This is a genomic window from Nitrospirota bacterium (genome assembly GCA_037386965.1).
Classification (GTDB): domain Bacteria; phylum Nitrospirota; class Thermodesulfovibrionia; order Thermodesulfovibrionales; family JdFR-86; genus JARRLN01.
In genome coordinates this window covers 1-13,413 of record JARRLN010000062.1, presented here as the reverse complement: position 1 = coordinate 13,413, position 13,413 = coordinate 1, and the positions used below count along the sequence as shown (strand labels likewise).

At 65.0% G+C, this 13,413-nt stretch carries 11 protein-coding genes; 2 read left to right on the top strand and 9 right to left on the bottom strand.

Going from position 1 to position 13,413, the window contains the following annotated elements:
- Positions 1-660: 660 nt before the first annotated feature.
- Positions 661-3,522 carry a response regulator gene (locus tag P8Y39_09625; GenBank protein MEJ2192587.1) on the top strand — a complete coding sequence of 954 codons (2,862 nt, stop codon included), beginning with the start codon at positions 661-663 and terminating at the stop codon, positions 3,520-3,522.
- A 94-nt stretch (positions 3,523-3,616) separates the two neighbouring features.
- On the opposite strand, the gene rnr is transcribed toward P8Y39_09625, so the two are convergent.
- From rnr to P8Y39_09610, 3 genes are read right to left on the bottom strand one after another with little or no spacing between them, the layout of a single operon-like run.
- Complete coding sequence (rnr, locus tag P8Y39_09620; GenBank protein MEJ2192586.1) at positions 3,617-5,704, bottom strand: ribonuclease R; 2,088 nt, start codon at positions 5,702-5,704, stop codon at positions 3,617-3,619.
- A gap of 40 nt (positions 5,705-5,744) precedes the next feature.
- The gene (locus P8Y39_09615) at positions 5,745-6,131 is read right to left on the bottom strand and encodes a cytidine deaminase (protein ID MEJ2192585.1); all 387 of its coding nucleotides are present in this window, start codon (positions 6,129-6,131) and stop codon (positions 5,745-5,747) included.
- Positions 6,131-6,751 carry a tetratricopeptide repeat protein gene (locus P8Y39_09610; protein ID MEJ2192584.1) on the bottom strand — a complete coding sequence of 207 codons (621 nt, stop codon included), beginning with the start codon at positions 6,749-6,751 and terminating at the stop codon, positions 6,131-6,133. Before P8Y39_09610 ends, P8Y39_09615 begins: the two co-directional genes overlap by 1 nt.
- Positions 6,752-6,936: 185 nt before the next feature.
- Here P8Y39_09610 and P8Y39_09605 point away from each other — a divergent pair, with 185 nt between their 5' ends.
- Positions 6,937-7,836 carry an N-acetylmuramic acid 6-phosphate etherase gene (locus P8Y39_09605; GenBank protein MEJ2192583.1) on the top strand — a complete coding sequence of 300 codons (900 nt, stop codon included), beginning with the start codon at positions 6,937-6,939 and terminating at the stop codon, positions 7,834-7,836.
- A 49-nt stretch (positions 7,837-7,885) separates the two neighbouring features.
- On the opposite strand, the gene folP is transcribed toward P8Y39_09605, so the two are convergent.
- The 6 genes from folP to P8Y39_09575 form a co-directional block, all read right to left on the bottom strand.
- Positions 7,886-8,737 carry a dihydropteroate synthase gene (gene folP, locus P8Y39_09600; GenBank protein MEJ2192582.1) on the bottom strand — a complete coding sequence of 284 codons (852 nt, stop codon included), beginning with the start codon at positions 8,735-8,737 and terminating at the stop codon, positions 7,886-7,888.
- Positions 8,738-8,743: 6 nt separating this feature from the next.
- A complete protein-coding gene (ftsH, locus tag P8Y39_09595; GenBank protein MEJ2192581.1) occupies positions 8,744-10,552 on the bottom strand; it encodes an ATP-dependent zinc metalloprotease FtsH in 1,809 nt (602 codons plus the stop codon).
- A gap of 27 nt (positions 10,553-10,579) precedes the next feature.
- Positions 10,580-11,311 (bottom strand): ribonuclease PH, encoded by a 732-nt coding sequence (gene rph / locus P8Y39_09590; protein ID MEJ2192580.1) that lies wholly within the window; start codon positions 11,309-11,311, stop codon positions 10,580-10,582.
- On the bottom strand, positions 11,308-12,108 hold the full coding sequence (murI, locus tag P8Y39_09585) for a glutamate racemase (GenBank protein MEJ2192579.1): 801 nt from the start codon (positions 12,106-12,108) through the stop codon (positions 11,308-11,310). The genes rph and murI overlap by 4 nt, the downstream gene beginning before the upstream one ends.
- Positions 12,101-12,775 (bottom strand): GerMN domain-containing protein, encoded by a 675-nt coding sequence (locus tag P8Y39_09580; GenBank protein ID MEJ2192578.1) that lies wholly within the window; start codon positions 12,773-12,775, stop codon positions 12,101-12,103. The genes murI and P8Y39_09580 overlap by 8 nt, the downstream gene beginning before the upstream one ends.
- Positions 12,759-13,413, bottom strand: a 655-nt coding sequence (locus tag P8Y39_09575; protein MEJ2192577.1) for an N-acetylmuramoyl-L-alanine amidase, incomplete at its 5' end; no start/stop codon positions are given. The genes P8Y39_09580 and P8Y39_09575, both read right to left, overlap by 17 nt.

The window sequence follows — 13,413 nt, the reverse complement described above, 5'->3', positions numbered from 1 at the left end:
CACATTTTCTCAATATCTTTTCGGGTGCCGCTTTCCGGATGGAATCTTCGAAAGTTTAGATTTCCGACACCTGCGGACTTGCAAGTGGAAGACACATTCGGGAGACCCCGGAGCAAAGAGACATGGCCCTTGCGTCTTGCGTCCACCCCCTGACCTCTTCCATACTCCAGGCCCACGGCCAGGGGGGCGAAGCGAGGGCGCGGAGGCTCATGAAAGGGACCCTCGCTCGGTCAATACGCCTTCCTGAAAGCCGTCCAGAGTCAATGCTGGATATATTAGTTGATGACGTTTGGTGACGCCCAAAACTGGGGATACTCCCTCCTAAGTGCCTGTTGTACAAGTGGAATGTAGAAATGACTTGACTACACCCAGTCCTCCCCTAGCGTGTGTCTTTTTAGCCTGAAATTATAATTATAATGTTTTAAAATAGTCATGTTGCCGGATCGGATCCTAAGGGGGAAAACTCGGGGCATCTCCGGCGTAAGCGGGGGACCGCATGAGAGCGTATCGGCCTGAAGGGACACGTGCCTTCCCTGGCGGAGGAGAAGGCTGCTTCCTGCCTGCGTGCATCCGCGCTTTCGGTGCGCCTAGCCCGGAAAGACGGGCGTCATCCTCTGCCCGCCGGCAAGCGCGGGGGCCAGGGACGGGAACATGGAGAAAATGAAAAGCATTCTCATCGTCGAGGACGAGGGCATCATAGCCAAGGACATCGCCCAGAGCGTGGAGTCCCTGGGCTACAGGGTTTGCGGGTTCGCCGTCTCCGGAAAGGCCGCCTTCGAGGAGGCGCTCCGGCGGCGGCCGGACCTGGTCCTCATGGACATCGTGCTTCAGGGCGGGATGAACGGCATAGAGGCCGCGCGCGATATCCGCGCCGTCCTGGACGTCCCCGTCGTCTACCTCACGTCCTATTCGGACCAGGAGACCCTGGACCAGGCAATGGACACGGGCCCCCTGGGTTACGTCATCAAGCCCTTCAGGGTGCGGGAGCTCAACCTGGCCCTGGAGATGGCGCTCTCCAAGCACGCCATGGAAAGGAAGACCCGTCAACTGCAGCGGGCCCTGAGAACCATGAGCAGATGCGGAAGCGCCCTCCTCAGAGCCCGAACCGAGGAGGACGTCCTCAAAGGGGCGTGCGCCTCGGCCGTCGAGTCCGGCGACTACGACTTCTCCTGGGCCGGCCTTCTCGAAGACCCCCGCAGGCCGGCGTCCCTGAAGGTCATGGCCCGCGCCGGCAGGGCGGACGAGGGGCTTCCGGAGGCGGAAGAGGAAATGCTGTCGAAGCTTTTCAGAGAGGGCGCCCCCATCGTCACCCAGGAAGAGGAGCCTTCCCAGGCAGAGCGGCCGTGCCCGGCATCCCGCCTCCTTTTGCCCCTGTCCGCCGACGGGGGAGCCGTGGGTGCCGTCTGCCTGTACGCCTCGGAGGCAGAGGCTTTCGGCCCGGAGGAGCTCGACATCCTCACCGAGATGGCCAATAACGTCTCGCTGCGCATAGCGTCGGTGCGGGCCCTGGCCGAACGCGAGCGCGCGGAGGCCCTCGTGCGGGAGTCCGAGGCCAAGTACAAGGCCCTCGTCGAGCTTTCCACCGACATCATCTACACCGCCGACCGCGACGGGATTCAGACCTTCATGAACAGCGCCGCCCTGGAGGTCCTGGAGGCCGGGGCGGAGGAGGTCATCGGCCATCCGTGGCTGAGGTGGGTACACCCCGAAGACCGCGAGAAGACGAAAGCCCAGTTCTTGCGGATGATGGAAAGCGGCGGAAACGTCTTCAATTTCGAAAACCGCTTTCTCTCCAAAACCGGCCGCGTCATTCATGTGCTCCATAACGTCAGCCTCCTCAAGGACAAGGACGGCCGCGTGGTGGGCACACAGGGCATCGCCCGGGACATCACCAGCCGCAAGCGGATGGAGGAGGAGCTTCGCCTGCACCAGGAGCGCCTGGCCGAGCTGGTGGACGAGCGGACCGAGAAGCTCCTGCACGAGATGGCCGAGCGCAAGCACGCCGAGGAGATGGAACAGAAGCTGCTCATGCGCATACAGACCGTCTTCGAGAATATCCCTCTCGGCATCGTCGCCCTGGCCACGGACCTCATGGTGCGGGACGCCAACCGGCAGTTTTACGAGCTCACCGGCCTGACGGAGCGGGATGTGCTGGGCGTCCCCTGCCATGAAATCATTGGCGAGTTCGCAGAGGAGCCCCACGGGCAGAGGGCGAAGACGGCGTGCACCTTCTGCCGCACCGACGAATGCCGCAAGGCGCGAAGGGTGGTCATCTTCGAAAGGCCTTTCCGAGACCGGCTCTGGCGGGTGACGACCATCCCCGAGATGGACGAAGGCGGGGACCTCCTGGGCTACCTCGAGGTTATAGAGGACATCACCGAGCGGCGGCGGATGGAAGAAGAGCTCCTGAAGACGGAGAAGCTGGAGAGCGTGGGCGTGCTGGCCGGCGGCATCGCCCATGACTTCAACAACCTGCTCACCTCCATCCTGAGCAACATCGCCCTGGCCCGGCTGACCAGCACGGCGGACGCCTCCACGACAAAGAGAATGGCGGAGGCGGAAAAGGCCGCCTTGAAAGCCCGGGACCTCACCCACCAGCTCATGACTTTCTCCCGGGGCGGCGTTCCCGTCAAGAAGCCCGTCCGCCTGGATGACTTGGCCCGGGACGCGGCGGGCTTCTCCCTGCGCGGCTCAAACGTCCGGTGCGATTTCTCCCTCCCCGCGGGGCTCTGGCCGGTGGAGGTCGACGAGCTCCAGATAAGCTGCGCCTTGAGCAACCTCATCATAAACGCCGACCAGGCCATGCCCGAGGGCGGGGTCATAATTCTTTCGGCCGAAAACGTCACGGCGGACGGAGAGGGCCCGGTCCCTCTGGAAGCGGGGCTTTACGTAAAGGTGACCGTGGCCGACAGAGGCGCGGGCATCGAGCCGGAGCACATGGGCAAGATATTCGACCCCTTCTTCACCACCAAGCAGGGGGGCAGCGGCCTTGGCCTGGCCACCACGTACTCCGTCATAAAGAAACACGGCGGACACATCAGCGTGCAAAGCGCACCCGGAGAGGGCACGTCCTTTCAGCTCTACCTGCCCGCCGCCCCGGAGGCTCCCGGCGGGAGCGAAGAGGAGGAGCACGTCTTTCAGGGCACCGGAAAGGTCCTGGTCATGGATGACGACGAGGCGGTGCGCGACTCGGCCGGAGCCGCCCTCGGCTTCTTCGGCTACGACGTATACTTTGCCCGCGATGGAGAGGAGACCGTGGAGCTTTACGCGCGGGCTCTGAAATCCGGTGAGAAGTTCGATGCCGTCATCATGGACCTCACCATCCCCGGAGGCATGGGGGGGTTGGAGACGGTCAGAGAGCTCAAGAAGCTGGACCCGGGGGTCAGGGCCATCGTCTCCAGCGGCTACTCCACCAACCCCGTTATGGCCGACTACGAAAGCTACGGCTTCGCCGGCGTCATCGCCAAGCCCTACCGGGTCGAGGACCTGAGCAGGCTTCTCAATATGCTCATCTCTTCCTGAGCCGCCCGCTCTCAAAAGACCGCCTTTTTTCCTCCTTGGACGCCTGTGGCCCGGATTCTTCGGAATAAGGAAGGAAGCATCTCCCGGGAGGCGTTCACACCAGCCCGAGCACCAGTTCCCGCTCCTCGATGTCCACCCTCTCCACCCGTACCCTCACCTCCTGGCCGGGTTTGAACCCCCTGGAGGTGTGCCTGCCCCTGAGGGCCATGCTCCGCTCGTCGTACTGGTAGTAGTCGTCAGTGAGGAAACTGACGTGGATGAACCCCTCCACGTAAAACTCCTGGAGCCTGACGCGCATGCCGTAGGGGGTGACTCCCACCACGTGCCCCTCGAACTCCTCGCCCACCTTGTCCCGCATGAACCACATCCTCATGGCCTGCACCACGTCCCGCTCGGCGTCGTCGGCCACGCGCTCCCGCCGGGAGGACTCGAAGGCGATGTCCGGCAGGAGCGAGGCGAGCGCCTCCGTGCGCCTGTCGGACATGCGCTTTCTGGAGAGCACTTCCTTCAGAACCCTGTGGACCACCAGGTCGGGGTAGCGCCGGATGGGCGACGTAAAGTGGGTATAGCACTCCGAGGCCAGGCCGAAATGCCCCACGTTCTCCGCCGAGTACCTGGCCTGCTTGAGCGAGCGGAGGATGGCATAGACGACGATCTCCTCGGTGGGCGTGCCCCTGGCCGCATCCAGTATCTCGGCCACCCGCCCCGGCCCGGACCGTTTCCCCCGGGTGAGGGGCAGCCGGGCGAACCGCATCAGGGCCTGCACCTTCTCCGCCTCGGGCTCCTCGTGTATGCGATAGAGGCTGGGTACGCCCAGCCCCTCCAGATGCCGGGCAACCGCCTCGTTGGCCGCTATCATGAAGTCCTCTATGAGCATGTGGGCCAGGTTGCGCTCCGCCTTGAGCACCGCCTCCGGCCTGCCCTGGAGGTCCAGGACCACCTCGGGCTCCGGCAGGTCGAAGTCCAGGCTCCCCCGCGCAAGCCTCCGGGCCCTGAGAAGCGCGGCCAGCTCCGCCATGAGCTCGAAGTCCCCCAGGAGATGCCCGTACCTGGCCCTCTCCCCGGGGTCCCCGTCCGTCAGTATCTTCCTGACCGACGTATAGGTCATCCGCTCGTCACTCCGGATGACGCTGGAATAAAACCGCGTGCCCGCCGGCTCGCCCTCCCGGTCGAAGCCCATCTCCACGGTCATTGCCGGCCTCTGTACCCTGGGGCGGAGGCTGCAGAGGTCCTCGCTCAGTTCCCTGGGGAGCATGGGGAGGACCCTGTCGGGGAAGTAGACGCTGGTGCCGCGCTTCCGGGCCTCGAGGTCGATGATAGAGTCCCAGGGCACATAGTAGCCCACGTCGGCTATGTGCACCCAGAGGGTGTAGCCGTCGTTGCCTCGCCTGACGGAGACGGCATCATCGAAGTCCCTGGCCCTCTCCCCGTCGATGGTCACGGTGGGAAGCCCCGTGAGGTCCTTTCGACGGCCCAGGCCGGGCTCCTTCTCGTAGAGGGTCTTCGCCTCCGTGCGCACCGCGGTGGGGAACCTCCGCGGGAGCCCGAACTCCTCGATAACCGCCTCCACCTCGGCGCGGGGGGTGTCCGGACGGGCCAGGACCTTCACCACCCGTCCGGTGGCCGGACGCCGCCCCTCCGGGTACCGGCGTATCTCCACGACCACGGTCTGCCCGTCCTTTACGCCCCGGCAGTCCCTGGGGGGGACGACCACGCCGAAGGGGATGGACTTTTCCTTGGGGCGGACGAAGCACGCGCCGCGGCTGACCTCCGCCACGCCGGCAATGCGGGCATGGGCCCGCTCCAGGACCCTGATTATCCTGCCGGCCCGCCGCTTGTGGTCCTCCACCCGCACGACGACCTTGTCGTTGTCCATGGCGGAGCCCACGGCGGGAAGGGGAACGAAGACGTCCCGCTGTCCCGGCCTCTCGGCGATGACGAACCCGTAGCCCTCCCGGTGGGCCTCGAAATAGCCCGTCACAAGCTCCATGGCCTGGGCAGGCCCGTAGAAACCCTTGCGCGTGCGCACCAGCTCCCCCTCCGCCGTAAGGTTCCGGAGGATGCGCTTCAGGGGTTTCCGCTCCTCCCTCACGAGGCCCATCAGGGAAACGATTTCGTTGAAGTGAAGCGGCTTGGTGGCCTTCTTCCGGAAGAAGGCCCTGACCTGTTCGTCGTTTACCATAAGGCCATTGTAGGACGTTTCCGCACGAAGGGGAATACCGTCACGGAATGAAGCGGTGGGGGAGAAGCTCCTCGAGGGCGTACTTCTTCATTCCCTCCGGGGCATCGAGCAAGAGGACGAGTCCCGGCGCAAACTCCGCGAGCATCTGCCGGCAGGCCCCGCAGGGAAAGCACTCCCTGCCGTCGCCGCAGGCGACGGCCATCGCCCGGAAGGACCGCCTGCCCTCGGACAAGGCCTTCAGGAGGGCCACCCTCTCGGCGCAGACGGTCAGCATGAGGGAAGGGTTTTCGATGTTGCACCCGGTGACGATGTCCCCTTCACCCGTCAGGAGCGCGGCGCCCACCCGGAAACCCGAACGGGGAGCCACGGCGTTGCGCAGGGCGGTGCGGGCCGCCCCCATCAGGCGCTCTGCATCCCCGGGGAGCATCAGTAGTGCAGTATCTCTATGTAGTCGCTGAGGTCCTTGAAATCCAGCCCGGCCGACTCGGTCTGCTCCTTCATGAACTCCTGCTCGGCCCGCGCGGCATTGCCCCGGAAACGCGGGTCGAAGCCCAGGGCGAAGCCCATGGCCTCGGATGCCTTGCCGTATCTCCCCTGGGCGTTATAAACGAGGGCCAGCCCGTAGTATGCCTGGAAGGACCTGGGCGACCGCCGCAGGGCGTCCTCGAAAGCCCCCAGGGCCTTGTCGTAGCGTTCCAGCCTGTAGTAGGAGAAGCCCAGGTTGTAAAAGGCCTTCTCGGGCGTTGCATAGACCTTGTTGGCCAAGGCCCGCTCGCAGCTTGTTATGGCCTCTTCGTAACGGCCGGTCTTGTAATAGACGTAGCAGAGATTGTTGTGCGCCTCGGAGAATTGAGAGTCAAGGTTCACGGCCTTCTTGAAGCTTTTCTCGGCCTTCTCGTACTCCTTGAGCCTCAGGTGAACGTTACCCAGGGCGTTATAGACCTCTTTGTTGTTCGGGTCCAGGCGAAGGGCCTCCTGGAATCTCACGTAGGCCGCCTGGTTGTTTCCCGCCAGAAACTGGGAGACGCCCAGCTTGTATTGAGCCACCGCCTCCTTCTTCCTGTGGCCCATGGTAGAGCAGGAAACGGTCGTCAGAAGGAGACCTATGACAAAGGCAGAAAGAACTGTCCGGCCCGTCATGAAAAAACCACCTCTCGAGAGAAAGTTTCTGCCCTTCCGTCCGGCCCCTTATAATAGCAAAAAACTCACCGGCATGGTAAGATGCAGGTCAGATGTTTCCCGAAGAGACCCCCGCTACAGAACAGGTCCATCCCCTGGCCCGGGGGCTTGACGCCTTGCCCGCAGGCGGAATACTGCGCATCCTGCATGAGGAGAACGCCGCCGCGGTGCAGGCCGTGGGACGCTCTCTCGCGGACATCGAGCGGATGGTGAAGGAGGCCGTGGAAAGCCTCCTGGGCGGGGGCGTCCTCTATTACGTGGGTGCGGGCACCAGCGGGCGGGTCGGCGTCCTGGATGCGGCCGAGGTGTTCCCTACCTTTGGGGACGACCGCGTCCGCGCCATCATGGCCGGCGGGGCACAGGCGGTCCTGGCCGCCGCCGAGGGGGCGGAGGACGACGAGGCGGCGGGCCGCGAGGCGGGCGGCGTCCTTTCCGGCCGGGACATGGCCCTCGGCATCAGTGCAAGCGGCCGGACGCCCTTTGTCCTTGCGGCCCTAGAAGCCGCCAAGGGACGGGGCGCACGGTGCTGGCTTCTGACCATGAGCCCCGGCGGCAGCCCGCGGCCGGCCTTTCTGGACGGTCTCGTGGCCATCGAGACCGGGCCGGAGATTGTGGCGGGCTCCACGCGCCTGAAGGCCGGCACGGCCACCAAGATGGTCCTGAACATGTTCTCCACGGCTCTCATGACGGCTCTGGGGCACGTCCATGACGGCCTCATGGTGGACGTGGTGCCCTCCAACCGGAAGCTCCTCATCCGTGCCGAGCACATCATAAGGGAGATTACGGGGTGCAGCCCCGGGGAGGCGGAGGAGTTTCTGAGGCTTTCCGGGATGCGGCCCAAGACCGCCGTGGTGATGCTCAAGAGGGGCGTCTCCCGCGAGGAGGCCGAACGCCTGCTCGCGGAAGCCCGGGGCTCGCTCAGGAGAGTCCTCGAAGCCCCGAAGGGCCGCTGAAATCCATTCGGGTTTTCCCGCGGCGGAAGGCAGGAGGTTGCGAAGCGTCTCAGGCCCCGGGGAGCGTCATGCGCTCTCTCTTTATGGCATCGGCCACGCGGGCGACCTGCACCATCTCCCGCACGTCGTGAACCCGCACCATGTGGGCGCCGGCCAGCACCGCCGCCGTCACGGCGGCGGCCGTGCCCATCAGGCGCTCCTTTGGGGGAGCGCCGCCGAGTATCCAGCCCAGGAAGGCCTTCCGGGACGGTCCGACAAGGACCGGGCGCCCCAGGAGCGTGAACTCTCCCAGCCTGTTAATTATCTCCAGGTTATGGTCGAATGTCTTTCCGAACCCTATGCCCGGGTCTATGATGACCTGCGCAATGCCCGCCTCATCGGCCAGCCGGATGCTGCCCCGCAAATAGTCCATGACCTCCGGCACGAGGGCCTCGTACCGGGGGGCCGCCTGCATGTTCCGGGGAGTGCCCCTGATGTGCATGACCACGACGGGCACCCCCGCCCGGGCCGCCTCGGCGGGCATCTCCGGGTCGAACCTCAGGCCGCTTATGTCATTGACCATGGCGGCCCCTGCTTCCAAGGCCCGGCGGGCCACGGAAGCCCTGTATGTGTCTATGGAAAGGGGGACGGACACCGTGCCCGCCAGGGCCTCGATGACGGGCAGGACGCGGCGGAGCTCCTCGGCCTCGTCGACGGGCTCCGAGCCCGGCCGCGTGGAAAGCCCGCCTATGTCGATGGCGTCGGCGCCCTCGTCCTCAATCTGCCGCGCCCGCCCTATGGCAGCCCGGGGGTCAAAAAAATCACCCCCGTCCGAGAAGGAATCGGGGGTGACGTTCAGAACGCCCATGACGAGAGTGCGCAGGGAGAAGTCCAGAGTGTACCCCCGCCACGAGAAGCGCATGCCTGCTCAGGCCAGTGCCGCCCCGGACGCGTTCCGGGACCTCAGAAACTCCTCTATCTCGTGCGAGTCCATGGTCTCCCGCTCAAGGAGAGCGCCGGCGAAGTCCATGAGCAGGCTCAGGTTGCCGGCGAGGATGGCCTTGGCCTTTTCGTAGGCCTCGCCCACGATGCGCTTGACCTCGGCGTCTATCTGCTCGGCCGTCTGCTCGCTGTAGTCCTTGTGCTTGGCGATGTCCTTGCCGATGAATATCTGCTCATCCCTTCTGCCGAAGGTCAGGGGGCCGAGTTTCTCGCTCATGCCCCACTCCGTGACCATCTTGCGGGCGATCTCGGTGGCGCGCTCGATGTCGTTGCCGGCGCCCGTGGTCATGTGATGAAGCGCAAGCTCCTCGGCCACGCGCCCTCCCATGAGAACGGCCAGCGTGGTCATGAGGAACTCCCGCGAGTGCGTGTAGCGGTCGTCCACCGGCAGCTGCTGGGTCACGCCCAGGGCCCGTCCGCGGGGGATGATGGTCACCTTGTGGATGGGGTCGGTCCCCGGAGTGAGCTTCGCCACCAGGGCATGGCCGGCCTCATGCACGGCCGTATTCTTCTTCTCCTCCTCGCTGATGACGAGGCTCTTTCTGGCCGCTCCCATCAGGACCTTGTCCTTGGCCTCTTCGAAGTCCGCCGTGGCCACCTTGTCGCGCGACTTCCTCGCGGCAAGGAGCGCGGCCTCGTTGACGAGATTGGCCAGGTCGGCCCCGGAGAATCCCGGCGTCCCCCGGGCCACCTTGGCCAGGTCCACGTCGCCGTCCAGGGGAACGTTCTTGGAGTGCACCTTGAGTATGGCCTCCCGGCCCTTCACGTCGGGGGCCGGCACCACAATCTGCCTGTCGAACCGTCCCGGCCTCAGCAGCGCCGGGTCAAGGACGTCGGGGCGGTTGGTGGCCGCCAGGATGATGACGCCCTCCTTGCCCTCGAAGCCGTCCATCTCCACCAGGAGCTGGTTCAGGGTCTGCTCTCTCTCGTCGTGCCCCCCGCCGAGGCCGGCGCCGCGATGGCGGCCCACGGCGTCTATCTCGTCGATGAAGACGATGCACGGGGCGTTCTTCTTGGCCTGGTCGAAGAGGTCCCGCACCCGCGAAGCACCCACGCCGACGAACATCTCGACGAAGTCCGAACCCGAGATGCTGAAGAAAGGCACCCCGGCCTCCCCGGCGATGGCCCGGGCAAGCAGGGTCTTCCCGGTGCCCGGCCCTCCCACGAGGAGCGCCCCCTTGGGGATGCGCCCGCCCAGGCGCGAGAACTTCTGAGGGTCGCTCAGGAAGTCGATTATCTCCTGGACCTCCTCCTTCGCCTCCTCGATGCCCGCGACGTCGCTGAAGGTCACGGGGACCTGCTTTTCGGATATGACGCGGGCCTTGGCCTTCCCGAAGGAGAGGGCCTTGTTCCCCCCGCCCTGCATCTGTCTCATAAAGAATATCCAGACCAGCACCAGGAACAGGATGGGCCCCCAGGACAGAAGGAAGGTCACGTACCAGGGGCTCTGGTCGGGCGGCTTCGCCGTTATTTCCACACCCTTCTCGCGGAGCAGAGGAACCAGTTGAGGGTAGTCCGCCGTGTAGGTGGCGAATTTCTTTCCATCCTTCATCCGCCCCGTGACGTAATTCTCCTTGATGACCACCTCCTGTACGTCCCCGGCCTCCAGGCGCGTGAGAAACTGGGAGAACTTTATCTCCTCGTCCGTCTTTTTGGGCGTACTGAGGAGATTGAACAGAAGTATCATGGTCATCCCGATGAGGATCCAGACGAAGATGCCACGGAACATGTTCATATTTCTGTTATCTTTTTTCCCCATACACTATAATTTTAGCATACCGCCTTTCATTTCTGCCTTCTGGATTTCCAGGAGCTGCGCGATGCCTCCTGCGGCCAGGTCCAGAAGCCCGTCAAGGGTCTCCCTGCCGAAGGGGGCGGCCTCCGCGGTGCCCTGCACCTCCACGAATTTTCCCCCGCCGGTCATGGCCACGTTCATGTCCACATCGGCCCCGGCGTCCTCCTCGTAGCACAGGTCCAGGACCGGCTCTCCGTCCACCACCCCGACGCTCACGGCGGCCACCAGGTCCCTCAGGGGAGAACGCTCCATCATGCCGTGCTCCAGGGCATAGTGGACGGCGTCGGCCAGAGAGAGAAAGGCCCCGGTGATGGCCGCCGTCCGGGTCCCCCCGTCGGCCTGGATGACGTCGCAGTCAAGCCATATGGTCCTCTCGCCCAGGGCCGGGAGGTCGGCCACCGAGCGCATGGCGCGCCCTATGAGCCTCTGGATCTCCTGGGTGCGGCCCCCCACCCGTCCCTGGGCCGCCTCCCGCATCATGCGGGTGCCGGTGGAGCGGGGCAGCATCCCGTACTCGGCCGTAATCCACCCCTGCCCGCGGTCCTTCAGCCAGGGGGGGACCTTGTCCTCGATGGACGCCGTGCAGATGACCCGCGTATTGCCCATTTCCACCAGGACGGAGCCCTCCGCTGTGGCGATGTAGTCCCTGGTCAGCTTCACCGGCCTCAGTTCGTCCGCTCTTCTGCCGTCGGGCCTCATTCCTGCACCTCCAGTTGCACTTTCGTCACGTTGTCGATGTCCGCGCCCAGGAACCTGCCTCCCACGGACCGGAACTTGCCGGGGCCGTCCGTCACATAAAACTCCCGGGCCGGCGGGTCGCCCGGCAGAGGGCCCTTGCCGCCCCCCAGGTGTTCTTTCACCTCCCTGGCCGTCTCCTGGGCGGAATCTATGAGCCGCACGCCCTCTCCGGCCACACCGGCGATAACCGGCTTGAGCAGGGGATAGTGCGTGCAGCCCAGCACCAGGGTGTCCATGCCCCGTCCGAGGAGCCGCCCCAGGTACTCCGCGGCCGCCAGCCGGGGCACCTCCCCTTCAAGCCAGCCTTCCTCCACCAGGGGGACAAAGAGGGGACAGGGCAGGGAAAAGACCTCGGCCTGGGGGTTCAGGGCCCTTATGGCCTCCTCGTAGGCCCCGCTCCGCACAGTGGCCTCGGTGCCGATGACGCCTATCCTGCCGGTCTCGGACCCCTCCGCAGCCGCCCGGGCCCCGGGAAGAATGACCCCCACTACCGGCACTTTTGCCGGGATGGCCTCCAGGGCCACGGCGCTCATGGTGTTACAGGCCACCACGAGGAGCTTCACCCCGCGCCGGAGCAGAAAGGCCGCGCCCTGGGCGGCATACCTCCGCACGGTCTCGGGGGAGCGGATGCCGTAGGGTACCCGGGCCGTATCGCCCAGATAGATTATGCCCTCCCCCGGAAGGGCCTTCATGAGCTCCCGGACGACCGTAAGCCCCCCGATGCCGGAGTCGAAGACCCCTATGGCCGCGTCACTCAATGCGTCTCTCCCGGGGCTCGGCGCCATGCGAGAGGGCTTTGCGGAGGCCTTCGTCAAGGGTGATGTGCCCGCCCAGGCTCTCCACCTCCTTGCCGTCGATGAGGACCTTGACGTCCTCGACGCCGTAGACATTGGCCGTGATGGTCTCGTAGATGGCCTTCAGGAGCCTGAACTCCCCCAGTGCGCTCCCCTGGAAATTGCTCCTGAAGCTGGGTGATAAATCAAGATAAATGACGCTGTCGGAGCCGGCATAGACCCCCATGAGCTCGGCCTCCGGCGGCACCAGGGAGCCCGTCTCCGCCCCGCCGGAGGGGCCCGCCAGAAAACTCTCCATGGCCGTCCGGGCCATTTCCCGCCTGCTCACGACACGGGGCACCCGCCGCTTCTCCAGGGCGATGCCCCGCTCCGTGGGATAGTACACCCCGATGGAGATGTAGTCGGAGACGAGGGCCTGAAGCTCTTCCTCCTTCAGAGGGGCGACCTCCGCCCCCTCTTGCCCTTCCCTGCCCCAGAACAGGTAGGCCGCCGTTATGGCGGCGCAGACGAGAATGACCAGCACCAGAAGGACGACGCCCCGCAGGGGGAACAGTCCCCTCCGTCCGCCGGCCGCCGGCCCGGAGCGGCCCGTGCCGGGAGCGCGGAATCCCCCGCTATCGTTTTTCTTCATAGTTCATGATTCCGAGGGCGATGACGGAGGCCACCCTGAGGATCTCCCTTTCCCCGTACGTTATTCCCCGGGAAGGGAGCTCCACGAGCACGGCGGGTGCTCCCACGGCATTCAGCAGGGGCAGAGGCATCTCCCTGTGCACGACGCCCGTGCCGTACTCCCGGGCCAGGGCCTTCTCCAGCGTCCCGGCCAGCAGGCCGCTTTCGTAAAGATAGCGCCTCTGCCGCTCGTCGATGGAATAATATTTTTTCAGGCTCGTGCTCGCATCGCGCCCGGCGTAGCGGGTGACATAGACGGCGAAGTCATCCGAGCCGGAGAAATGCAGGCTCACGAAAATGTCCGGATTATGGCTGTTTATGACGGCCCGTCGCTCCGACAGCGAAAGGAAATGGTCTATCTTGCGGGTCAGGTACACCCGGGCATCCGCGTACTCCAGGATGTCCTTTATCTGCCTGGCCACCGCCAGGGTGACCGATTTCTCGTCCCGGATGCCCCTTTCATAGCCCCCGTGCCCCGGGTCCAGGACCACGATACGGACCTCTTCCTCGAAAGGCCACGCAAGGGCGGGAAGAAGCAGGAAAAGGAGGACGGCGAGGGTGCGGATTTTCATCATCCTTACATTTTCCACATATCCCCTC

Bases quoted from the DNA above. Each gene is read 5' to 3' on its own strand.
- P8Y39_09625 (MEJ2192587.1), top strand. From the start codon at position 661: ATGAAAAGCATTCTCATCGTCGAGGACGAGGGCATCATAGCCAAGGAC.
- rnr (MEJ2192586.1), bottom strand. From the start codon at position 5,704: ATGGTAAACGACGAACAGGTCAGGGCCTTCTTCCGGAAGAAGGCCACC.
- P8Y39_09615 (MEJ2192585.1), bottom strand. From the start codon at position 6,131: ATGCTCCCCGGGGATGCAGAGCGCCTGATGGGGGCGGCCCGCACCGCC.
- P8Y39_09605 (MEJ2192583.1), top strand. From the start codon at position 6,937: ATGTTTCCCGAAGAGACCCCCGCTACAGAACAGGTCCATCCCCTGGCC.
- folP (MEJ2192582.1), bottom strand. From the start codon at position 8,737: ATGCGCTTCTCGTGGCGGGGGTACACTCTGGACTTCTCCCTGCGCACT.
- ftsH (MEJ2192581.1), bottom strand. From the start codon at position 10,552: ATGAACATGTTCCGTGGCATCTTCGTCTGGATCCTCATCGGGATGACC.
- rph (MEJ2192580.1), bottom strand. From the start codon at position 11,311: ATGAGGCCCGACGGCAGAAGAGCGGACGAACTGAGGCCGGTGAAGCTG.
- P8Y39_09580 (MEJ2192578.1), bottom strand. From the start codon at position 12,775: ATGAAGAAAAACGATAGCGGGGGATTCCGCGCTCCCGGCACGGGCCGC.